This is a genomic window from Pedococcus sp. P3_C7 (assembly GCF_056402615.1).
This window is the reverse complement of record NZ_JBFUHC010000002.1, coordinates 68,218-89,802: the sequence shown is the minus strand read 5'-3', so window position 1 is coordinate 89,802 and position 21,585 is coordinate 68,218. Positions and strand designations below refer to the sequence as shown.

At 71.0% G+C, this 21,585-nt stretch carries 19 protein-coding genes; 8 read left to right on the top strand and 11 right to left on the bottom strand.

All coding sequences use genetic code 11. From position 1 onward, the window contains the following. The first annotated feature begins 36 nt into the window (after positions 1-36). On the top strand, positions 37-726 hold the full coding sequence (locus AC1DS4_RS03675) for a response regulator transcription factor (protein ID WP_477614655.1): 690 nt from the start codon (positions 37-39) through the stop codon (positions 724-726). After that, on the top strand, positions 723-3,218 hold the full coding sequence (locus AC1DS4_RS03670) for a DUF4153 domain-containing protein (RefSeq protein ID WP_477614654.1): 2,496 nt from the start codon (positions 723-725) through the stop codon (positions 3,216-3,218). Before AC1DS4_RS03675 ends, AC1DS4_RS03670 begins: the two co-directional genes overlap by 4 nt. 15 nt (positions 3,219-3,233) lie before the next feature. Here AC1DS4_RS03670 and rsmA read toward each other — a convergent pair whose 3' ends face one another. The 4 genes from rsmA to metG all read right to left on the bottom strand — a co-directional run bounded on the left by rsmA (position 3,234) and on the right by metG (position 8,377). After that, complete coding sequence (rsmA, locus tag AC1DS4_RS03665; RefSeq protein WP_477614653.1) at positions 3,234-4,103, bottom strand: 16S rRNA (adenine(1518)-N(6)/adenine(1519)-N(6))-dimethyltransferase RsmA; 870 nt, start codon at positions 4,101-4,103, stop codon at positions 3,234-3,236. Positions 4,104-4,235: 132 nt separating this feature from the next. Next, a complete protein-coding gene (locus AC1DS4_RS03660) occupies positions 4,236-5,363 on the bottom strand; it encodes a ubiquitin-like domain-containing protein (protein WP_477614652.1) in 1,128 nt (375 codons plus the stop codon). Between the two features lie 286 nt (positions 5,364-5,649). After that, positions 5,650-6,516, bottom strand: coding sequence for a TatD family hydrolase (locus AC1DS4_RS03655; RefSeq protein ID WP_477633038.1), 867 nt, complete (start codon positions 6,514-6,516; stop codon positions 5,650-5,652). After that, the gene (gene metG, locus AC1DS4_RS03650) at positions 6,500-8,377 is read right to left on the bottom strand and encodes a methionine--tRNA ligase (protein WP_477614650.1); all 1,878 of its coding nucleotides are present in this window, start codon (positions 8,375-8,377) and stop codon (positions 6,500-6,502) included. The genes AC1DS4_RS03655 and metG overlap by 17 nt, the downstream gene beginning before the upstream one ends. Positions 8,378-8,424: 47 nt before the next feature. Here metG and AC1DS4_RS03645 point away from each other — a divergent pair, with 47 nt between their 5' ends. Both AC1DS4_RS03645 and AC1DS4_RS03640 read left to right on the top strand, forming a co-directional pair. After that, positions 8,425-9,174, top strand: coding sequence for a hypothetical protein (locus AC1DS4_RS03645; RefSeq protein ID WP_477633037.1), 750 nt, complete (start codon positions 8,425-8,427; stop codon positions 9,172-9,174). A gap of 56 nt (positions 9,175-9,230) precedes the next feature. Further along, complete coding sequence (locus AC1DS4_RS03640) at positions 9,231-9,794, top strand: hypothetical protein (protein WP_477633036.1); 564 nt, start codon at positions 9,231-9,233, stop codon at positions 9,792-9,794. Between the two features lie 110 nt (positions 9,795-9,904). Here AC1DS4_RS03640 and AC1DS4_RS03635 read toward each other — a convergent pair whose 3' ends face one another. From AC1DS4_RS03635 to AC1DS4_RS03625, 3 genes are all read right to left on the bottom strand, one after another. Further along, complete coding sequence (locus AC1DS4_RS03635) at positions 9,905-10,759, bottom strand: glycerophosphodiester phosphodiesterase (RefSeq protein ID WP_477633035.1); 855 nt, start codon at positions 10,757-10,759, stop codon at positions 9,905-9,907. A 217-nt stretch (positions 10,760-10,976) separates the two neighbouring features. Beyond that, entirely contained in the window at positions 10,977-11,654 is a 678-nt protein-coding gene (locus tag AC1DS4_RS03630) for a response regulator transcription factor (protein ID WP_477633034.1), read from the bottom strand. Further along, complete coding sequence (locus AC1DS4_RS03625) at positions 11,651-13,765, bottom strand: sensor histidine kinase (protein ID WP_477633033.1); 2,115 nt, start codon at positions 13,763-13,765, stop codon at positions 11,651-11,653. Before AC1DS4_RS03625 ends, AC1DS4_RS03630 begins: the two co-directional genes overlap by 4 nt. A gap of 203 nt (positions 13,766-13,968) precedes the next feature. Between AC1DS4_RS03625 and AC1DS4_RS03620 the strand changes: the two genes are divergently transcribed. From AC1DS4_RS03620 to AC1DS4_RS03610, 3 genes are all read left to right on the top strand, one after another. Further along, entirely contained in the window at positions 13,969-14,604 is a 636-nt protein-coding gene (locus AC1DS4_RS03620) for a hypothetical protein (protein WP_477633032.1), read from the top strand. 168 nt (positions 14,605-14,772) lie between these two features. Continuing rightward, positions 14,773-15,372: a DUF4126 domain-containing protein gene (locus AC1DS4_RS03615; protein ID WP_477633031.1), complete on the top strand. Its 600-nt coding sequence runs from the start codon at positions 14,773-14,775 to the stop codon at positions 15,370-15,372. A 46-nt stretch (positions 15,373-15,418) separates the two neighbouring features. After that, entirely contained in the window at positions 15,419-16,189 is a 771-nt protein-coding gene (locus AC1DS4_RS03610) for a CPBP family intramembrane glutamic endopeptidase (protein ID WP_477633030.1), read from the top strand. Here the strand turns inward: AC1DS4_RS03610 and rsmI are convergent. Next, entirely contained in the window at positions 16,182-17,105 is a 924-nt protein-coding gene (gene rsmI / locus AC1DS4_RS03605; protein WP_477633029.1) for a 16S rRNA (cytidine(1402)-2'-O)-methyltransferase, read from the bottom strand. The genes AC1DS4_RS03610 and rsmI overlap by 8 nt on opposite strands. Positions 17,106-17,155: 50 nt before the next feature. Between rsmI and AC1DS4_RS03600 the strand changes: the two genes are divergently transcribed. Continuing rightward, positions 17,156-18,712, top strand: coding sequence for a dolichyl-phosphate-mannose--protein mannosyltransferase (locus tag AC1DS4_RS03600; RefSeq protein WP_477633028.1), 1,557 nt, complete (start codon positions 17,156-17,158; stop codon positions 18,710-18,712). A gap of 62 nt (positions 18,713-18,774) precedes the next feature. Here AC1DS4_RS03600 and AC1DS4_RS03595 read toward each other — a convergent pair whose 3' ends face one another. From AC1DS4_RS03595 to AC1DS4_RS03585, 3 genes are read right to left on the bottom strand one after another with little or no spacing between them, the layout of a single operon-like run. Then, complete coding sequence (locus AC1DS4_RS03595) at positions 18,775-19,611, bottom strand: class II fructose-bisphosphate aldolase (protein ID WP_477633027.1); 837 nt, start codon at positions 19,609-19,611, stop codon at positions 18,775-18,777. After that, positions 19,608-20,534, bottom strand: a complete 927-nt coding sequence (locus AC1DS4_RS03590) for a 1-phosphofructokinase family hexose kinase (RefSeq protein ID WP_477633026.1) — start codon at positions 20,532-20,534, stop codon at positions 19,608-19,610. Before AC1DS4_RS03590 ends, AC1DS4_RS03595 begins: the two co-directional genes overlap by 4 nt. Then, complete coding sequence (locus AC1DS4_RS03585) at positions 20,531-21,532, bottom strand: ROK family protein (RefSeq protein WP_477633025.1); 1,002 nt, start codon at positions 21,530-21,532, stop codon at positions 20,531-20,533. Before AC1DS4_RS03585 ends, AC1DS4_RS03590 begins: the two co-directional genes overlap by 4 nt. Between the last annotated feature and the right edge of the window lie 53 nt (positions 21,533-21,585).

The following is a 21,585-nucleotide window of genomic DNA, read 5'->3' as shown; positions in this document are numbered from 1 at the left end:
CCTCCCCCACCGGGACACTCTCCTAGTCTCGAGAACGTGAGCACCAAGCCCCGCGTCCTCGTCGTCGAGGACGAACCCACCATCGCCGACGCGATTGCCGCGCGCCTGGCCGCCGAGGGCTTCGACGTCGAGCAGGTGCACGACGGCCTCGTCGCCCTCGACCGCGCCGCAGCCTGGGACCCGGAGGTCGTGGTGCTCGACGTGATGCTCCCCGGCCTCGACGGCCACGAGGTATGCCGGCGGCTCCAGGCCGCGCGACCGGTGCCTGTCCTGATGCTCACCGCGCGCGACGACGAGACCGACCTGCTGGTCGGCCTCGGGATCGGGGCCGACGACTACATGACCAAGCCGTTCTCGATGCGTGAGCTGGTGGCCCGGATCAGGGCACTGCTGCGGCGGGTGGAGCGGGCCGCGGCGACGAGGCAGTCCCCTGCACCGACGGTGCAGGTCAACGGTTTACGCATCGACGGCGCCCAGCGGCGGGTGTGGTCCCGGGAGGACGAGGTGCACCTCACGCCGACCGAGTTCGACCTGCTGGCGTGCCTCGCCGCGCGACCCGGCACGGTCCTGACCCGAGAGGCGCTGCTGGCCGAGGTCTGGGGTTGGGCGGACGCATCGGGCACCCGCACGGTCGACAGCCACGTGAAGTCGTTGCGCCGCAAGCTCGGGGCCGACCTCCTGCGCACCGTCCACGGAGTCGGCTACGCCCTGGAGGTGGGCGCGTGAGGTACGACCTTCGCCCCCTCGACGCGGTCCGCTCCATCAAGGTGAAGCTGGGCCTGCTCGTGGCGGTCACGATCACCGTGGCGTCGGTGCTCGCCGTCGTCGGCACCCGCGCGGGGCTCTCGCCGTGGGCCACCGTGCCGGTCGCGGTCCTGGCAGCGCTCGGCATCACCCAGCTCCTGGCACGGGGGATGACCTCGCCGCTGCGTGAGATGACACACGCGGCCCAGCAGATGGCGCAAGGCGACTACTCCCAGCGCGTGCGCGCCACGTCCGGCGACGAGGTGGGCGAGCTGGCCCGCGCCTTCAACAGGATGTCGGCGACCCTCGAGCTGGTCGACCGGCACCGGCGTGACCTCGTCGCCAACGTCTCGCACGAGCTGCGCACCCCGATCTCCGCGCTGCAGGCAGTGTTGGAGAATCTCGTCGACGGCGTCTCGCAGCCCGGCCCGGACGAGCTGCGCCTCGCGCTCGCCCAGACCGAGCGCCTCGGCCGCCTCGTGAGCGACCTGCTCGACCTGTCGCGCGTGGAGGAGGGCGTGACGCCGTTGCGGTTCAAGGACGTGCGGCTCGCCGACCTGCTCGAGGAGGCCGTGGCCCAGGCCCGGGTCGACGGGTTGCGCTACACGGTGGTGGTGCGACCGGAGTCCCTCACGGTCCCGGCCGACCCCGACCGCGTGCACCAGCTGCTCGCCAACCTGCTCGACAACGCGTCCCGCCACAGTCCGGCTGGTGGCCTGGTCCGGGTGAGCGCCGAGCTCGCCGACGGCGACGTCCTGGTCGCCGTCGCTGACGACGGGCCCGGGATCGCGGCCTCGGACCGGCGCGCGGTGTTCGAGCGGTTCACGACCAGTGCCGCACACAACAGCGGCACCGGTCTCGGCCTCGCCATCTCCCGCTGGGTCGCCCAGCTGCACGGCGGGACCATCGCCGTCGCCGACAGTGACCACGGCTGCCGCATCGAGGTGACCCTGCCCGCGGACGTGACCCGTCCGATCACGACGAAGGAGCCCATCATGAGCACCCTGACCCCACCGGCCCCCGCGCCGCTGCCTCCCGCCGCACCACCGCACGAGGGGCTCGGGTCCTACTGGCCGGACGCACCACGGCGAGGCCCCGGCATCGTGGCCTGCGCCGTGGCTGCCGGTGTCCTCGCGGCCGTCGTGGTGCCCAACCGCAACCTCGGGGTCGGCACCACCCTCGTCTTCGGTGCCGTCGCCGCCACCGCGCTGGGGGCCCGCGCCCTGCGCCCCGGGTCTCGTCGGTGGAACCGGCTGGACAGCGTCGACGCGGCCCTGGTGGCCCTGCTCCTCGCGACCCTCTTCGTCAGGGACGCCGCGTGGATCACCATCCTCTGCCTCCTGGCAGGCCTGGCGCTCGTGGCCGTGAACTCGACGCGCGCTTCCTCGATCCTGGGTCTGCTGGGCACGGCGGCATCCGTTCCCCTGGCCTCCATCCGCGGCCTTCCGTGGCTCGGCCGCACGCTGAAGCCCCGCACCAGCGTCCAGGCCTGGATTCCCGCGGCCCGCGCGACGATCGTCTCGGTGGTTCTGCTCCTCGTCTTCGGCGCCCTGTTCGCCTCCGCTGACGCGTTGTTCGCATCCTGGGTCGACGCCATCACGCCCGACATCACCTGGCACGACCTCCCCGCCCGGATCGTCCTCGCGGTGTTCATCGCGGCCGGCACCCTCGCCGCGGCATACGTGAGTCTTGCTCCCCCAGCCGTCGACCGGCTGCGGCTGCCCCTGCGACCCAGCCGGCGGCAGTTCGAGTGGATGGCACCCGTGATGGCCGTCAACGCCGTCTTCGCGCTCTTCCTGGTCGCGCAGGCGACCGCCATGTTCGGCGGCCACGACTACCTCCAGCGCACCACCGGACTGACCTACGCCGACTACGTCCACGAAGGCTTCGGCCAGCTGACGGTGGCCACGATCCTCACCCTCACGGTCGTCGGCTGGGCCGCGCGCAAGGCCACCCTTGGGCGCGCCCGCGACCTGGCGCTGGGCGCCTTGTGCCTCATGACGATCGTCGTGGTCGTGTCGGCGCTCTACCGGATGCACCTCTACGAAGAGGCCTACGGCTTCACCCGGCTCCGGCTGCTCGTCTCGGTCTTCGAGGGCTGGCTCGGCGTCGTGGTCGTGCTCGTGATGGCCTCAGGCCTGGTCCGGGCGCGTGGCTGGCTGGTCCCGCTGGCGGTGCGGTTCGGAGCGGTTGGTCTGCTCGGGCTCGCGGTCCTCAACCCCGACCTCTACATCGCGGAGCACAACCTCTCCCGCACCAACGCGACGGCCCCGATCGACTACGCCTACCTCGCCGAGCTCTCGGCCGATGCCGCGCCCGCGCTGGTCGACCTGCGGAACCCCTCGGTCAGCTGCGACCCGGGAAGCGGACTGAAGACGGACGACTGGTTGTCGTGGAACATCTCACGGTCACGTGCCCGCGGACTGTTGGCCGCGCACCCCGGCGCTGGCATAGCGCGCTGCCTCGTGGGCTGAGCTCGCGGCGGGGAGCTAGGAGAGGACCGGGAGGGCTGAGCGGGCGGCCGCGATCGCCGCGAACTCGTCGATCCCGAGCTGCTCTCCCCTGGTCCGAGGCTCGATGCCGGCCGCACGCAGGCACTCCTCGGCACGGGGGGCCGAACCGGCCCACCCGGCCAACGCGGCACGCAGCGTCTTGCGTCGTTGGGCGAAAGCCGCGTCGATGCACGTGAAGGTGTCGCGCCTGCTGGCGGTGGTGGACGGGGCAGGCCGGCGCTCGAGGGCCACGAGGCCCGAGTCGACGTTCGGCACCGGCCAGAAGACGCTGCGGGGCACGGTTCCCGCGAGCCGGACCGCGGCATACCAGGAGGCTTTGACGCTCGGGACGCCGTAGGCCTTGGAGCCGGGGCTGGCGGCGAGGCGCTCGGCCACCTCGAGCTGCACCATGACGAGCACCCGTTCAAGGGTGGGGAAGGCCTCGAGGAAGTTGAGGACGACGGGCACGGAGACGTTGTAGGGCAGGTTCGCGACGAGCGCCGTGGGTTGGGGGTCGGGCAGCTCGCGCACCTGCATCGCGTCCGCCTGCACGAGCGTCAGCCGGTCCGCGTATGCCGGTGCGAGCCGGCTCACGGTGCCCGGCAGCGCCTGGGCGAGGTTCGGGTCCACCTCGACCGCCGTGACGTGCCCGACCTCGGGGAGCAGCGCGAGGGTGAGCGACCCGAGGCCGGGGCCGACCTCCACCACGGAGTCGGCGGCGCTCACCCCGGCCAGCCGCACGATCCGCTTGACGGTGTTGGCGTCGATGACGAAGTTCTGGCCCCACTGCTTGGTCGGGCGCAGCCCCAGCTCGGCCGCGATCTCCCGGATCTGGGCGGCTCCGAGGAACCCGCTCTGCTCGACCATGGCGCCGACTCTAGGGGACTCTCCCCCGCCCCACCTTTATCGGGTCATGGGACAAAGGTCCGCCTCACCCGACAAACGTTTTCGGGTGAGGCGGACCGTTCCGGGGTGAAGCCGGGAGTAATGACGTCCAGGTCAGGCGGCGTGCGCGCAACCCCACGGGCCGAGACCGGCCTTGGCGTAGTAGCGGTTGGCCACGGTGATCTGCTCCGCACGCGAGGCCAGGTCGGCACGCGGGGCGAAGTCGTCTCCACCGTTGGCCAGCCACGAGGAGGTCGCGAACTGCAGGCCGCCGTAGTAGCCGTTGCCGGTGTTGATCGACCAGTTGCCACCGGACTCACACTGGGCGATCCGGTCCCACATGGCGGCGTTGGACAGGTTGATGCCCGCGCCGGACGTGTTGCCTGCGCTGGGAGCAGGGGTGCTCGCCCGCGCCTTGGTGCCCACGGCGACCAGCGCCGCGACGGGTGCCTGCGTGACCGTCGTGGCGACGGCCTTCTTGCTCTCGACCTTGCCGTCGACCTTGACGATCTTGTAGGTGACGACCTTGGCGCCCGCGGAGCCGGCCTTGAGCGTCTTGGTCTGACCCTTGTAGAGCGTGGAGTCGCTCTTCCTGGTGACCGGTGCCGCGATGGCTTCGGTCGCCTTGACCTGCGTCGCGCTGACGCGCAGGACGGCGATCTTCAGACCGGCGGTGACGGCCGTGGTGGGGGCCGGGCTCACCCGGTCGTCGGCGTCCTTGGTGATGTGGAGCTCGGAGAGCACGTCGGCGACGGTGGCGCCGGTGCTCGTGACCGAGCGGTTCTTGCCGTCAGCGCGGACGACGACGTCCTTGGGCGTGGTCACGGACAGGGCCAGGCCCTGACGGCCGAGCGACATCGAGCGAGAGGCCGACAGCTTGGCCGAGTCGGCACGGATGCCGAGCTCCTGCAGCGCGGCAGCCACGGTGGTGGCGGTGGTCCAGTAGTCCTGCGTGCGACCGTCGATGGTGACGGTCAGCTTGCGGCCGTACCGGACGACGATCTTCTGGCCGTCGGCGAGCTGGGTGCCGGGCGCCGGGACGACCACGTCGTGCTCACGAATCGCGATGTCCTGCTTCTTGAGGACGTCGCCGACGGTGCTGCCGAAGGCGTGCACCGTCGAGGCCTTGCCGTCGACCGAGAGGGTGACGGACTTGTCAAAGTGCGAGACGCCGACGGCGCCAGCGATGAGGCTGGTCACGACCGCGGCTTGGGCGATGCGACGAACGGGACGGGTGATCACGATGCTCCAGAGTTCGTACTCCCCGGGCATCGGTGTGGCGGCGCGTCCTGTGCCCGGAGGTGCAAGGGGCAAAGAATGAGGGGCCGCTCCGAGCCGCCGTCGTGGCGGTTGAACAACCCCTGATCGCGTCGCCGGAGTGTCCGACCCCGGCCAACAGTCATCAACCATGACCGCCTTTTCGGCAAAGGTCAAATTTTGATAACGGTACGTTCAGCACTTGGCCAAGTCACAAGCGTGGCATTCGCCCGGCCTGATACCGGCGATCCCCGCCCCCGAACTGGAGGGCTCACCAGGGGCCGTAGACCGCCTCGGACGTGTCGCTGACGGCTTGGCAGAGGGTGGGCACGGCGACGCCGAGGACCCCCGCCATGGCCCGGATCGTGTGGGGCACGAGGTAGGGGGCGTTGGTCGCGCCGCGCCAGGGCGCCGGCGTGAGGTAGGGGGCGTCGGACTCGACCAGGACCCTGTCGAGCGGGGTCACCGAGAGTGCATCGCGCAGGCCCTTGGCGTTCTTGAACGTCACCGTGCCCGCGAACGAGAGGTAGTAGCCACGCTCCGCGCAGGTCCTGGCCATCGCCATGTCGCCGGAGAAGCAGTGCATCACCGTTGTGGCCGGCGCGCCCTCCTCCTCGAGGATGCGCAGGACGTCGTCGTGGGCGTCGCGGTCGTGGATCTGCAGGGCCTTGCCCGTGCGCTTGGCCAGGTCGATGTGCCAGCGGAACGAATCCTGTTGCACCCCAACACCTTCAGGGCCTGTGCGGTAGTAGTCGAGACCTGTCTCGCCGATGACCCGCACCCTTGGGTGCGCAGCGAGCTCCTCGATCTCCGCGTATGCCGCCTGGAGACTTCCAGCCTCGGCCAGCCTGGGCACCTCGTTGGGGTGGAGGGCAACACCACCCAGCATGGCCGGGTGGCGGTCGACCATCTCGACGGTGAACCGGGCACCAGGCAGGTCACACCCGATCTGGACCAGCCGGTCGACACCCACGGCCGCGGCGTCGGCGATGACCGCGGCGACGTCAGGAGCCTCCTCTCCATCCCGCGCGATGTCGAGGTGCGTGTGGTTGTCGACGACCGGGATCGGGAGCGGGTCCGGGGCGTCGGGCACCCTGGTGGGGCCGCTGCGCTGACCCGGGTCAGGCGTCGCCGTCACCGTTGCCCCCGGAGCCCTCAGCGGGGTCCTGCGGGTCGGCCTCCGGAGCCTCCGGAGCGTCGTCACGGAGTCGCTCGAGCTCCTCGTCCACCACCGCTTCGTCGAGCTTGGTGAAGATGGGTGTGGGCTTGACCACAGTGGCCCCGACCTGCACCGGAACCGACTCCCACCGCGGCGTCCGGGTGTACTCGCCAGTCACCACCGGGTAGCTCCGGTCGGCATCCTCGGGGTCGAGCCCGGAGACGTCCTGCAGCACCGGCATGGGCATGAAGGTGCCCTCGCCGCCGAAGGTCGCGTGCACCGCGTTGGACGACGACGGGAGGAACGGCGCGAGGATGCGGTTGAGGTCGGCCACGCACTGCGTCAGCGTGTGCAGCACGGTCGCCAGGCGCTCGCGCTCGTCCTCGCCCTTGAGCTTGAACGGTGCGGTGTCGGTGACGTACTTGTTCACCTCGCCGACGGTGCGCATCGCCTCGGCCACCGCCGCCTTGATCCGCTGCCTGGCCAACAGGTCCCCGACGACCCCGAACGCCGCGAGCACCTTGGCCCGCACCGCCTCGTCGACCGGCTCCAGCACGCCGGGCTGCGGGATCTCGCCGAAGCTCTTGGCGACCATGGAGGCCGTGCGGTTGACGAGGTTGCCCCACCCCGCGACGAGCTCGGAGTTGTTGCGCTGCACGAACTCGGCCCAGGTGAAGTTGGCGTCCTGGTTCTCCGGGCCCGCCGCACAGATGTAGTAGCGGATCGCGTCGGGGCCATAGCGGTCGAGGACGTCGCGGATGTAGATGACGTAGCCGCGCGAGGTCGAGAACTGCTTGCCCTCCATCGTGAGGTACTCGCTCGACACGACCTCGGTCGGCAGGTTGAGCACCCCGAACTCACCGGGCTCGCCCCCGCGAGCCCCGCGACCGGCATACCCGAGGAGCTCGGCCGGCCAGATCTGGGAGTGGAAGGTGATGTTGTCCTTGCCCATGAAGTAGTACGACAGCGCCTCGCTGTCGTTCCACCACTCGCGCCACCGCTCGGGGTCGCCCTGGCGGCGGGCCCACTCGATGGACGCGGACAGGTAGCCGACGACGGCGTCGAACCAGACGTACAGCTTCTTGGCCGGGTTGTCGCGCCAACCGTCGAGCGGCACGGGGATGCCCCAGTCGATGTCGCGGGTCATCGCGCGGGGGCGGATGTCGTCGAGGATGTTGAGGCTGAACTTGATGACGTTGGGCCGCCACGTGCCGCTCGCCTCACGGCCCTCGAGCCACTCGCGCAGCGCGTCGGCCAGCGCCGGCAGGTCGAGGAAGAAGTGCTGGGTCTCGATGAACTCGGGCGTCTCACCGTTGATCTTGGACTTCGGGTCGATCAGGTCCGTGGGCTCGAGCTGGTTGCCGCAGTTGTCGCACTGGTCGCCGCGGGCCTCGGGGTAGGAGCAGATCGGGCAGGTGCCCTCGATATAGCGGTCCGGCAGCGTGCGACCGGTGGAGGGGCTGATCGCGCCGCTCGTGGTCTGCTCGACCATGTAGCCGTTCTTCCAGACCTGGGTGAACAGCTCCTGCGCGACGGAGTAGTGGTTCGCAGTGGTGGTGCGTGTGTAGAGGTCGTAGGAGCAGCCGAGGTCGGCCAGCTCGGCGGCGATGATGGCGTGATTGCGGTCGACGAGCTCGCGCGCGCTCACGCCCTGCTGGTCGGCGAGGACGAGGATCGGGGTGCCGTGCTCGTCCGAACCGCTGACCATGAGCACGTCGTGGCCCGCCATCCGCATGTAGCGGCTGAACACGTCGGAGGGCACGGCGAACCCGGCCACGTGGCCGAGGTGCCGGGGGCCGTTGGCATACGGCCAGGCGACTGCAGACAGGACTTTGCTCACGTGCGAATCCTAGGGGTGGGTGCCAAACGGGTTTCCCTCCGTTCGGTATGCCGCCCGCTCACCACGGCGCGCGCCGGTATGCCGCCGGCGTGACCCCCACCCTCCAGCTGAGGTCGCTGGCCGCTCTGACCATCTGTCCCGCAGAGGCCCTCATCACGCACCACACGGCAGCTCGGCTCTGGGGTGGGATCGCGCCCGACTCGTCCGACATCCACGTGACCGTCCCGCGTGTTCACCGCCCCAAGGTGGCGGGCATTCGTCCGCACCGTGTCGTCGCCATGCCGTCGAAGGCGACCCGACGCGGCCTTCCCGTCACGTCCGCCGAGAGGACGTTCTTGGACCTGGGCCGGTCGTGCAGCCTGGTCGATCTGGTGGTGCTCGGCGACTCGCTGGTCAGAGCGGGCGCCACCACACTCGACGCGCTGGTTGCAGCGGCCGCGAAGTGGGGCGGCTCCCACCATTCGTTGGTATGCCGCGCGGCCTCCTTGGTCCGTGAGCGCGTCGACTCTCCGATGGAGAGCCGACTGCGGATGCTCTTGGTCCTGGCCGGCCTACCCGAGCCCGTCGTCAACTTCGAGGTGGTGAACTCCGGTGGCCGGGTGAAGTACCGCATCGACCTGTCCTTCCCTGAGCACAAGGTCGGCATCGAGTTCGACGGGCGCCACCACATCGAACGCGTCGAGCAGTGGGAAGGCGACCTGGTGCGCCGCGAGGACCTCGAGGCCGACGACTGGAAGTTCGTGGGCACTCGCCCGAAAGTCGGGGGCCACGCCGGCCGGTGTAGTGGCTTTCCCTGATGTGGGCGGCAGGCGCGCTGAGGACCGTGAAGGGATCAGCCAACCCGGGAGGAAACATGCACGTTCGCTTCAAGGTCATCGCCACCCTGGCCGCCACCGCCGTCGCATTCGTCGTCGCCGCACCTGCGCAGGCCGCGCTCTACAGCCACGACCGCTTCGACTTCACCTTCGCCGAGACCTTCGACGAGTGCGGCATCACCATCGACCACACGGCTTCAGGTCACGCGGGCTTCTCCATCCGAACGATCAAGGGCACCGACGAGGCCTACCTCGGCTGGCAGAACCTGTCCGCCGTGGACACGTTCACCAACCCGGCCAACGGCCGCTTCTTCACGATCAGCGACCGCAGCACGTTCCGCGAAACCCGGGGCACGCACGTCGAGGGCAACATCTGGGCCTTCGACTCCAAGCTCTCGGGCGCCTCGTTCACGGTGCGCGACGACTCGGGTCAGGTCGTCGCCCGCGACTCCGGCACCCTGCGCATGGTCACGATGTACGACCTGCTCGGCGACGCACAGCCCGGCGGTGAACAGGTCGGCGACCCGGTCATCACCGCGATGAACGGCCGGTTCACCGAGGTCGACTTCTGCGCCGACCTGGTCGGCCCCCTCCTGGGCTGAGCGACGTGGGCTGAGCAGTGGGCTGGGCGCCACCGCTGGGACGCACGATGCCCCGGTATGCCGCGCGGGCGGCATACCGGGGCATGGCTTGCAGGGGGTGCCGGGCGAGGTCAGCTCTTGCGGAGGATGTCCCGCAGCACCGAGGGGTAGTCGGTGATGATGCCGTCGACGCCCCAGGAGATCCCTCGGCTCATGTCGCCACCGAAGTTGACCGTCCACACGTGGATGTCCAGGCCGAGCTCGTGGGCCCGGGTGACGATGCCCTGGTCGATGTTGCCGAGCGCGGGATGGACCGAGTCGAGCCAGGTGCTCGCTGCGACGAGCTGCTCGTCTGTGGGGCGGGTGTAGTAGAGCAGCCCGACCGGCACGTCAGGCGCCAGGTCGTGGTAGGCGCGGAGCCACCCTTCGTCACCGGCCTGCATGATGACCCGGTCGGCAGCCAGCGCCTTGGTGAAGGCCGGGATCGAGCGCAGGTTCTTGTCGGTGTCGCGCTCGATGCCGGGGAAGGCCCACGGGTCCTTGGCCTCGAGCAGCATGCCGGCCCGGGAGCCGACCGCCTCGACCCACTCGCGCAGGGTCGGCACCTTCTGGCCGGCGTACTTGGCGCTGAACCACGAGCCGGCGTCGAGCTGCTTGATCTCCGCGAGCGTGAAGGTGGACACGTTCCAGGGCGAGCGGTCGGGGAAGACCTGCTCGACGTTCGTGGTCCGGGCGAGGGTGAGGTCGTGCATGATCACCAGCGCGCCGTCGCTGGTGCGCATGATGTCGTTCTCGATGTAGTCCGCACCCTGCTTGAGGGCGAGCTCGACCGAGGCGAGGGTGTTCTCCGGCGCCATTGCGCCGGAGCCACGGTGGGCGATGACGGCGACCTGCGGCGAGTCGGCTGCGGTGGCCGTCCCGGGCGCGATACCGAGCACTGCGGCGGCTGCCGCCAGCACGAGGGCGATTCTGTGCGTTCCCTTCATGGGGTCCACAACTCCTTCGGTGTGGTGGATTGTCCGGATGTAAGCGGTTACATCCGGATCCCGGGAACCCTTCCAGAAGGAGAGCCGATCCGGGGAGATACCCCCGCGCCAATCGGTGAGCGGTCGTCCCCGAGCACCCGAGGGACCGCCGAACGGTCCGTCGCGCACGCGCCGGACGCGCACGCGCCAGACGCGCACTCGCGCACGCGCCGAAAGCTCAGTCGCGCTGGCCCATCCCGGCGTCGCGGGCCCGGATGATGACCTCGGCGCGATCGGTGGCCTGGAGCTTGGACAGGATCGCGGACACGTTGTTGCGGACGGTCTTGGGCGCAAGGTAGAGCTCGGCCGCGATCTGGCCGTTGCTGCGCCCTGCGGCGATGAGGTCGAGCACCTCGCGCTCTCGGTCGGTGAGCATCGGGAACTCGGGGGCCCGGTGCTGCGAGGACGGCGACAGCAGGTCGCCGATCCTTGCGGCCAGCGACGCGCCGAACACCACGCCTCCCCCCGCGACCGCGATGATGGCGCGGACCACCTCGTCCTGCGCGGCCCCCTTGACGAGGTAGCCGCGCGCTCCGGCCCGCATCGCCGACAGCAGGGTCCCGTCGTCCTCACCCATCGTGAAGACGAGGACGCCGACCGACGGTTGCGCGGCCAGCACCTGACGGGTGGCCTCGATGCCGTTGACGTGGGGCATCTGGATGTCCATGACGATGACGTCGGGACGGTGTTCGGCCGCCAGCGCCACGGCTTCGGCGCCGTCGGCGGCGCGCGCGACGACCTCGATGTCGGGGTGCGGTGCGAGGAGGGTCGCCAGGCCGTCCCTGAAGATCGGGTGGTCGTCGGCGATCAGCACCCTGACGGCGCCGCCACGCGGGGTCTCACGGTCGTCGCTCATGCGCCCCCACCCGTCGGCAACCAGGCCCGAACCGTCGTGCCGCCGCCAGGCGGGCACAGCACCTCGTAGCGACCACCCAGCTCCTCCACCCGCTCACGCAACGACCGCAGACCCACCCCGGCGACCACGTCCGCGGCGATGCCGCGGCCGTCGTCGTGCACCTCGACGGCGAGATCGGCCGGACCGGTCGCGAGCGAGACGGTGCAGGTGCGCGCGTGCGCGTGGCGGGCCACGTTGGTGAGCGCCTCCGACACGATCCGGTATGCCGCGACCTCCACGGCCGCGGGCAGGCCGGCGACGTCGTCGGCGCGGACGGAGACGTCGAGCCCCGCTGCGCGGGTGCGGTCCGCCTGCTGCTCGACAGCGGCGAGCAGGCCGAGGTCGTCGAGCGCCGGCGGCCGCAACCCGTGGACCAGCCGTCGCACGTCGGCGAGCGCCTCAGTGATCTCGGCTCGGGACTGCACGACCAGCCGGTGCGCAGTCTGCGGGTCGGTCGCCACCGCGTTGCCCGCGGCATCCAGTCGCATGGCCACTCCGCCGAGCACCGGGCCCAGGCCGTCGTGCAGGTCGCGACGGATCCGCCTGCGGTCCTCCTCCCGCGCCAGCACCAGCTGCTCGCGCGACTCCTGGAGCTCCCGCGCCAGCAGGCTGCTGCGCACGGCGATGGCCGCCTGCCGGACGACGTCGACCAGCAGCACGCGGTCGCGGCGCGAGAGCATGCCGCGGATCCCCCCGTCGGGCAGCTCGATCGACCCGATCCGCTCACCCCGGTAGGAGATGGGGAACGAGCGGCTCGCTGACGGCTCCGTCCCGTGGGTCGCCGCGAGCCCCTGGCCGCCGGGCCCGAGGACCTCGACCCGCACGAACGGCACCCGGAACGCCTCTGCCACCGTCGCGGCCAGCATCGGCAGCTGCTCCTCGAGACCACCCGACTCCTCGAGGCGCTCGGCCAGGGCCGAGACGACCTCGTACCGCTCCCCCCGCCTGCCCAGCACCCGGCGACGCACCTGCGCGGTGAGCCACGACCGCAGTGGCCCGTACGCGGCGACGGCCAGCACGAGGACGAGCACGGTCACCTGCCGCTCCTCGAAGCGGTCGCCGAGCAGCGAGGCGGCCGCCGCCACGACAGCCAGATCGAGGAGGACGAACAGGGCGGCGATGCCGCCATAGACGAGCGTGCCGCCGACCAAGGCATCGACGTCGCCGGTCTCGGGTCGGACCACGCCGATGACCACGGAGACGCTGGTCGCCACCAGCGCGAGCACCAGGGCAGCGAACCCGACCGGCCCGTTGAGGTCGAGCAGCATGACGCCGCCGGCCAGCAGGCAGACGATCGCGGCCCACAGCAGCCAGCGCAGCTGGGTGCGCTCGACGCCGGTGGAGCGTGCGTGTCGCGCGAACACGGTCGCGGCGGCCAGCGGCATCGCGAGCATGGTCAGCACCTGGCTGACGTGGATGGTCGCGGTCGCAGCCGACCCCGACAGCGGCAGTGCGATCTGCGGCAGGAGCGCCACCACCTCGTCGGGGAGACGGCCGTCGTAGATCACGGTGTCGGGCGCGAGGACCAGGCTGAGCGGGAGGGCCAGCGACATGACGAGGGCGGCAAGGCCGACCCACCGCCACCGCCCGGACGGCAGGCGACCGGTCGGGTAGAGCACCAGCACCAGCGGAAGCGCCACGAGCAGCAGCGACCCGGCCTCGGAGACCACCCAGTAGGCAAGTCCCGTGAGCGGCAGTGGCGGCCGGTCGTGCAGTCCCACGACGGCATACGACTCGCAGAAACCGTCGAGCGCCCAGAAGGCGCCGGCGCCGGCGAGGACCAGTCCCACCACGTGCCACGGGCGGAACGCGAGGATCGCGGCGCCGCACAACCCGACGAGGGCGCCGATCGCGCCGCTCACGACGCCGCGCTCGGAGACGTAGAGCGCGCGCTGGGCGTCCGTGGACTGCGCGTCGAGCACCACGCAGCCGACCACGAGGGCCACCAGCACCAGCACGAGCAGCGCGGGCACGAGGGCGTGCCGCGGGCCGGCGTCGACGCCTCGAGAACCCGGTTCCCCGGGCGCGGGCGGGCTCGACGCCTCGGCGCGCAGGGCAGGCACAGCGGTCACCTCGCCAGTGTGCCAACGCCGGTGTCCCGCCGTCAGGGGATTGGTGTCCCGATCCGTCGGGACACCTTCGGGGACCGGAGACGGGACGCCGACCCCTGCCGCCCGGGTCGCGGGGCGCCACAGAGTTCTCGGCAACGGCACCGACCACGTGCCGGCCGCACCATCACAACCACAGACACCACCACCCAGCAAGGAGACCCACCATGTCGGTCACGAAGACCTCCGCCCCCGCTCGCTCTGACGTCGCCGCCGCGACCACCCAGGCGCCCGAGGCGACCAACCCGCGTCCGTACTTCCGGCACGGCACGATGCTCACCGTCGGGGCCCTCGCCTGGTCGAGCATGATCGTCGTGTTCGGGCTCAACAGCGAGACGACTGCCTACCAGTACGCCCACAACGCGAGTTCGTTCCTCTTCCAGGTCGGAGTCCTCAGCCTGGTGCGGGTCCTGTGGCGCACCAAGGCCATCGGCTCCGGCAAGGTCGCCCGCAGCGTGCTGCGCATCGAGACCGGTGCCCTCGCCCTGGCGATGGCCTCCACCGCCTCAGACTTCTTCGGGCTGACCAACCTCGACAACCCTGCGTCGCTGGCGCTCGACATGTTCTGGCCGATCTCGATGCTCGGCATGTTCCTCATCGGCATCCGCATCGCCATCGCGGGCCGCTGGAAGGGCCTGTCCCGCTTCTACCCCCTGGTCGCCGAGAGCTGGGCCGTCGTGACGGTGCCCACGATGGGCATCTTCGGTGAGGGCGCAGCCCGCTGGGTCGGCGCGGCCCACCTCGTCGTCGGCTACGCCGTCCTCGGACAGATCGTCGCCCGCAAGCGGGCGGACGGCAGCTGAACCCGCCTCCCACCTCTATCGGTATGCCGCGCGCGGACTCCGCGCGCGGCATACCTGCGTCGGGTGGCCGGAGAAGGTGACAGCCGCGGAGGCGGAACCGCGCATTTCGCACCGGCGTCGAGTAGACATGTCTTCACAGGTGCGCCGCACCCGCACAGGAGGTGGCCGATGATCGCTGCACTGACCGGCATGGGGTTGTCCGCGGCAGCGGGGCTCAACGCCTACATCCCGTTCCTCGTCGTGGCGCTGATCGCCCGCTTCACGGACTTCATCACGCTGCCGCAGTCGTATGCGTGGATCGAGTCGTGGTGGGCGATCGGCATCGGCGCGGTGCTGTTGCTCACCGAGGTGGTGCTCGACAAGATCCCCGCGATCGACACCGTCAACGACGCGGTTCAGACGTTCATCCGGCCGAGCATGGGTGGCCTGATCTTTGCCGCCACGTCGGCCGCCGAGGGCCTCGACCACTCGTCCTGGATGACCAACAACCCGTGGGTCGGGGTCATCCTGGGCGTGGTCACCTCGGGTCTGGTGCACGGTGGGAAGACCGTGGCGAGGCCGGCCATCAACGCCGGCACGCTCGGGTTCGGGGCGCCGGTGGCGTCGACCGTCGAGGACGGTGCATCGATCGGCCTGAGCCTGGTTGCGGTCTTCATCCCCGTGCTGGTGGTCCTGTTCCTCGTCCTGCTGGCGTGGCTGCTCGTCTGGCTGTGGCTCAAGGTGCGGCGATGGCGCAGGAGACGAGATCGCCGCGCCGCACTCGTATGAGCCCACCCGTCAGGGTTCGTCCAGCCCGCACCAGCAGACTGGGCGCATGACCGTCGCCGCCGAAGCCCCCACGCGCCAATCGCTCGTCTCCGAGACGGTCCTCGTGCTGGGAGTCAGCCTGGGCGCGAGCGGTGTCTGGGCCCTGCTGTCGCTCGTCAACAAGCTGACCCAACCCGTGGCGCTGAACCGCCAGACGACGGCCATGAACTCCTCCGTCACGCCCGACCGGCCGTGGCTCGACCTGACGTACCAGCTCGTGGGCATCGTCCTCGCCCTCGTCCCCGTGGCCCTGGCCCTGCACCTGTTGTCGCGCGACCGCCCGGACGCCCGGCACGCGATGGGCGCGGACCTGCGGCAACCGGGGCGCGACCTGCTCCGTGGCGCGCTGCTCGCCGCCGCGGTGGGGCTGCCGGGGCTCGGCCTCTACGCGGCGGCGCGGGCGCTCGGGCTCAACACCACGATCGCCGCGGCGAACCTCTCGGACCAGTGGTGGACCATCCCGGTGCTCGTCCTCGCCGCCGTGCAGAACGCCGTGCTCGAGGAAGTCGTCATGATCGGCTACCTCTACACCCGGTGGCTCCGGGCCGGCTGGTCGCTGCCCGTCGTCATGGTCACCTCGGCGCTGATCCGCGGGTCCTACCACCTCTACCAGGGCTTCGGCGGGTTCGTCGGCAACCTCGCGATGGGGCTGCTGTTCGGCTGGGTCTACACCCGCACCCGACGGGTCGGCCCGCTCGTCGTGGCCCACACCCTGCTCGACGTGGTCGCCTTCGTGGGTTATGCCCTGCTGAAGGACCACCTCGCTTGGCTCAGCTGAGAGCCGGCTTCCCCCGCGCGACGGCCGCGTCGTAGAGCGCCTTCTTCTTCAGGCCCGTGGTGGCCGCCACGTCGGCGCAGACGTCCTTGAGCCGCTCACCGGCCGCCACCCGCTCCTGTATGCCGGGCAGGGCCTCCTCGACGGTGGTCACCGTCGGCGTCGCCCCGGCCACCACCACGGTGATCTCGCCCCGGACCCCGTCGGCCGCCCAGGCCGCCAGCTCGGCGAGCCCTCCGCGGCGGACCTCCTCGTAGGTCTTCGTGAGCTCCCGGCAGACCGCCGCGCGGCGATCCGGGCCGAAGGCGTCCGCCATCGCGACGAGGGTGGCATCGATGCGGTGCGGCGCCTCGAAGTAGACCATCGTCCGCCGTTCGTCCGCGAGGGCAGCCAGGCCGCGCGCCTTCTCCCCCGCCTTGCGCGGCAGGAAGCCCTCGAAGCAGAACCGGTCGACCGGCAGACCGGAGACGGCGAGCGCCATGAGCACTGCGCTCGGGCCGGGCACGCACGTGACGCGGATCCCCGCGGTGACCGCGGCGTCGACGAGCCGGTACCCGGGATCCGACACGGACGGCATACCGGCATCGGTCACGACGACCACCCGCGCGCCGGCGCGAAGGCGCTCGACCAGGTCGGGGGTGCGCGACGCCTCGTTGTGCTCGTGGTAGCTGAGCACCGAACCGGCCGGGGAGATGCCGAGGTCGGAGCACAGCCGCCGCAGCCGGCGCGTGTCCTCCGCCGCGACGATGTCGGCAGTGGCGATCTCCTCGGCGAGACGCGGGGCGGCGTCGCGGGGGTCGCCGATCGGGGTGGCTGCGAGGACGAGGACGCCGAGGCCCGAAGTCGCGCCCGAAGTCGCGCCCGAAGTCGCGGCCGTGGTCGCGCCCGAGGTTGCGGCGGGAGTCGCGGCGGAGGTCACGTCGCCATCCTGTCAGGGGTGCCGTAGTTCCTGTGCATACGATGGCGCGCATGACCCGGATCGAGCTGCTGCGATCACGGCTGCTCGGATTCAGGCCATCGGACACCCTCTGGGGGTGGCTCGGCCCGCTGTTCTTCGCGGTCGTGGGCGGTGGCATGCGGTTCTGGTCGTTGGGCCGTCCGCACCAGCTGGTCTTCGACGAGACGTACTACGTCAAGCAGGGTGTCTCCATGCTCGAGTACGGCGTCGAGATGCGCGTGCCGGGCACCATCAAGAAGCCGGACGAGCTGTTCACGCAAGGCACTCCGGATGTCTTTGGGACAGAAGGGGATCTGGTCGTCCACCCACCCGTGGGCAAGTGGATCATCGCGGCCGGGGAGCACCTGTTCGGGCAGACGTCGTCGTTCGGCTGGCGGTTCTCGGTGTGCGTACTGGGGACCCTGTCGATCCTGATGATCGGGCGTGCTGCGCGACGGATGTTCGGGTCGTCACTGCTCGGCACGATCGCGGCGTTCCTCGTCGCCTTCGAGGGCCACCACTTCGTCCAGTCACGGACCGGGCTGCTCGACCTCATCGTGATGTTCTGGGCGCTGGCGGCGTTCTGCGCGCTGCTCATCGACCGTGACCGGGCCCGGGCCCTGCTCGCCGAGCGCGCGGCCGGGCTGTCGAACCATGCGCTCGCCTCAGGGCTCGGTCCGTGGCTCGGGGCCCGTCCGTGGCGCTGGGTGGCGGGCATCTGCCTCGGCCTCTGCGCCGGGACGAAGTGGTCGGGGCTGTTCTTCCTCATGGCGTTCGGGCTGATGACGGTCCTGTGGGACATGGGGGCCCGTCGCGCCGTCGGGGTGCGGCACTGGTTCTCGGGAATGGTCGTGCGGGACGGCCTGTGGGCAGCCCTGGTCATGTGCACGACGGCTCTTGCCACCTACCTCGCGTCGTGGGTCGGCTGGTTCGCGTCCAGCGGCGGCTACGACCGTCAGTGGGGCAAGATCCACCCCTCGCACGACACTCCGTGGGCGCCCGATGCGCTGCGTTCGCTGTGGCACTACCACCAGGAGATCTACAAGTTCCACGTCAACCTGCACGACAACCACCCGTACCGGACCAACCCATGGTCGTGGGTCATCCAGGGACGTCCGACGTCGTTCTTCTACGAGGGCCCGAAGCGCGGGGTGGACGGCTGCCCGGTCGCCCAGTGTTCCAAGGCGATCACGTCGATCGGCACCGTCTCGATCTGGTGGCTCGGCGCGGCTGCCATCCTGGTGCTGGTCTTCTACTGGCTGTTCAAGCGCGACTGGCGCGCCGGCGGAATCCTCGCCGGGCTGGCTGGCGGCTACCTGCCCTGGTTCGGGCTCGAGGAGCGCACCATCTACTCCTTCTACACGGTGGCGTTCGAGCCGTGGATCATCCTCGCGGTGGTGTTCGTGCTGGGGCTGGCCCTGGGGAAGCGCACCGACTCGTGGCGACGCCGGGAGATCGGCCTGTATGCCGTGGGCGCCTACTGCGTGCTGACGCTGGCGATCTTCGCGTTCTTCTGGCCGGTCTACACGGCGCAGGTGATCCCGCAGAGCCAGTGGTCGCTGCGGATGTGGTTCCCCAGCTGGGTCTAGCGGATCGGCTCGCAGGTGGGTCGGGCCGGTAGGTCGGGCAGGTAGTAAGGCGGCTCAGCCGGTCACTCCCCGGCGAGCAGGCGCAGCAGCCGGGCGGCCTCGGCCTGGACAGCCGCCCGTCCGGCGCCGAGGTAGCGGCGGGTGTCGACGACGGTCGGGTTGTCGGCGAGGTGGTCGCGCACGGCCGCGGTGAACGCCGAGTTGAGGTGCGTCGCGATGTTGACCTTCGTCATGCCGTGGGCGACGGCGGCAACCAGGGACTCGTCCGCGACGCCCGAGGAACCGTGCAGCACCAAGGGAACCGGCACGGCGGCACGGATTCGGGCGATCAGGTCGAGGTCGAGTGTCGCCGTGCGGCTCGTCATCGCGTGGGACGAACCCACCGCGACGGCCAGGGCATCCACCCCGGTGTCAGCGGCGAAGGCGGCGGCGTCCGCCGGGTCGGTGCGGACCCCCGGCGCGTGCACGCCGTCCTTGCCTCCGATCTCACCCAGCTCGGCCTCGACCGAGACCCCGCCTGCGTGGCACCGCACCACGACTTCGCGGGTCGTCGAGCGGTTGCTCGCGTCGTCCAGCTTCGAACCGTCGAACATCACCGAGGTGAAGCCCAGCCGGACGGCCTCGTCGACCAGCGCCACACTCTCCGCGTGGTCGAGGTGCAACACGCAGCGAGCCGACGACGCCTCGGCAATCGCCTTGGTGGCCAAGGCGATCGGCGTCAGGGCGCCGTGATAGCGAGCAGCGTTCTCACTGATCTGGAGCACCACCGGCAAGCCGGTCTCCTCGGCGGCGCCCACGAGGGCCTCGGCGTGCTCGAGCTGGATGACGTTGAAGGCTCCGACACCGCGGTCGCGGGTCGATGCCTCGGTCAGCACGTCGGCGAGGTTCACCAGGGTCATCGAACGTCCTCCACGAGGGTTTGGGTCTCCAACCGGGAGATGTCCGTCGGCTCCACCACGCCTGCGACTGGCTGGAGCACCGCTGCGCCCGACCATGCCACGGCATGGCGCAGGACCAGGTCGTGCGGGCGACCTTCGGCGAGGCCGGCGGCGAGGGCGGCGACCACCGCGTCGCCGGCCCCCGTCGGGTTTCCGGCCAGCGAGGCGTCCAGGCGGGCGTGTACGGCGGTGCCGTCCGCGGCATACCAGGTCAGTCCGTCGGGGCCGGCGGAGACGACCACGTCACGGGCACCGAGAGCGCGCAGCGCCGCGACGCCGGCGACCACGTCGTCGGTCGCCGTGGCTTCGGCAAGCTCGACGCGGTTGGGCTTGACGATGTCGGGCCCGGCCTCGAGGGCCCTGCGCAGCGGCTCGCCGTCGGCATCGAGGATGACGGCGGCCCCGGCGTCGCGACACAGACGCACCAAGACTGAATAGCCGTCGTCGGGGATGCCGGGAGGCAGGCTGCCGGCCAGCACCACGACGGACGCACCGGTCTCGGCCAGCAGGTCGCCGACGTGGTCGAGCAGGGCGCGCCAGGACTCCGGCGACTGCTCCGGCCCGGGTTCGTTGAACACGGTCGCGTCGCCGTCCGAGGCCGAGACCACCGTGAGGGTGCGCCGCGCCTCACCGTCGGCGTCGGCGAAGGAGTGGCGCAGTCCTCGGGCTTCGAGGTCCGCCCGGATCCGTGCGCCCGTCGCCCCACCGGCGCACCCGGTGACCACGACGTCGTGGCCGCACGCGACCAGGACCGAGGCGACGTTGACTCCCTTGCCACCCGCGCGCTCGGTGACGGCCCGCACCCGGTGACTGGTATGCCGCGTGAGCGCGTCGACCTCGTAGGTCACGTCGAGCGCGGCGTTGGGGGTGACGGTGAGGATCACAGGGCGTCCCAGATGAGGCAGGCGGCCCCGAGCGAACCGGCCCGGTCGCCGAGGGAAGCACGCTCGATGGCCGGGGGACGCTGGAAGGTGAGCCCGGCGGCGACCTCGTCGCGCAGGGGCGCGAGCAGCACCTCGCCAGCCTGGGAGAGCCCACCTCCCACGAGGACCAGGTCGATGCCAGTGAGGGTGACCGTCATGACCACCGCCCGGCCGAGCGCGCTGATCGCATCGGCCCAGACCGACGAGGCCAGCGCCTCCCCCGCCGCGGCGCGGGCGGCGATGACCTCGGCGGTGATCGCCTCTGCGGGCTGCTCTGGGGGCTGCGCCTGGGACTGCGCCTGGGACTGTCGTCGGGAGCGCTCGGCGTAGGTCCGCTCGATCGCGCCGGCGGAGGCCAGCACTTCGAGGCAGCCGCGCTGGCCACACGGACAGGCGGGCCCCGACGGGTCGACCACGACGTGACCCAGCTCGCCGGCCCAGCCGTCGCCGGAGACCACCGCGCCGTCGAGCAGGAGGGCTCCGGCGATCCCGGTACCGAGGGGCATGAACAGGGCCTGCCTGCGGCCGCGCGCGCCACCGAGGCGCGACTCGGCCAGCAGGCCGGCCCGCACGTCGTGCCCCACGACGACGGGCACCTGGAGCAGGGACTCGACGCCGCCGCGGATGTCGAGGTCCCGCCAGCCGAGGTTGGCGGAGTAGACGCCGAACCCGCGGACCTCGTCGACCAGGCCGGGGACGACCACACCGCACCCCACGAGGTGCACCGCGCGGTCACGAGGAGCGGCGGCCAGGAGTTCCTTCACCGTGGCGGCGACCACTCCGCCGAGGTCGGCACCGATGTCGCTGGGGGTCGGCGTCGTCGTCTGGACGACCACGCTGTAGTCGCGGTCCACGAGGGCGGCCTTGATCCGGGTGCCCCCGATGTCGACGGCGGCCACCACCGCAGCGGCAGCGGGGCGCTTCTGGGACTGCCCCGCCATGGTGGACCTCGCGCTCATTGATTCATTCGGTGCCTGAATTATCTCGTCATCGCACCGTCGGTTGTCAAGGC

Coding starts and splice junctions, on each gene's coding strand:
- AC1DS4_RS03595 (WP_477633027.1), bottom strand. CDS start 19,611: ATGACCCTGGTGAACCTCGCCGACGTGCTGACCGAGGCATCGACCCGC.
- AC1DS4_RS03635 (WP_477633035.1), bottom strand. CDS start 10,759: ATGAAGGGAACGCACAGAATCGCCCTCGTGCTGGCGGCAGCCGCCGCA.
- AC1DS4_RS03615 (WP_477633031.1), top strand. CDS start 14,773: ATGATCGCTGCACTGACCGGCATGGGGTTGTCCGCGGCAGCGGGGCTC.
- AC1DS4_RS03640 (WP_477633036.1), top strand. CDS start 9,231: ATGCACGTTCGCTTCAAGGTCATCGCCACCCTGGCCGCCACCGCCGTC.
- AC1DS4_RS03610 (WP_477633030.1), top strand. CDS start 15,419: ATGACCGTCGCCGCCGAAGCCCCCACGCGCCAATCGCTCGTCTCCGAG.
- AC1DS4_RS03630 (WP_477633034.1), bottom strand. CDS start 11,654: ATGAGCGACGACCGTGAGACCCCGCGTGGCGGCGCCGTCAGGGTGCTG.
- AC1DS4_RS03620 (WP_477633032.1), top strand. CDS start 13,969: ATGTCGGTCACGAAGACCTCCGCCCCCGCTCGCTCTGACGTCGCCGCC.
- AC1DS4_RS03585 (WP_477633025.1), bottom strand. CDS start 21,532: ATGAGCGCGAGGTCCACCATGGCGGGGCAGTCCCAGAAGCGCCCCGCT.
- AC1DS4_RS03645 (WP_477633037.1), top strand. CDS start 8,425: ATGCCGCCCGCTCACCACGGCGCGCGCCGGTATGCCGCCGGCGTGACC.
- rsmA (WP_477614653.1), bottom strand. CDS start 4,103: ATGGTCGAGCAGAGCGGGTTCCTCGGAGCCGCCCAGATCCGGGAGATC.
- AC1DS4_RS03600 (WP_477633028.1), top strand. CDS start 17,156: ATGACCCGGATCGAGCTGCTGCGATCACGGCTGCTCGGATTCAGGCCA.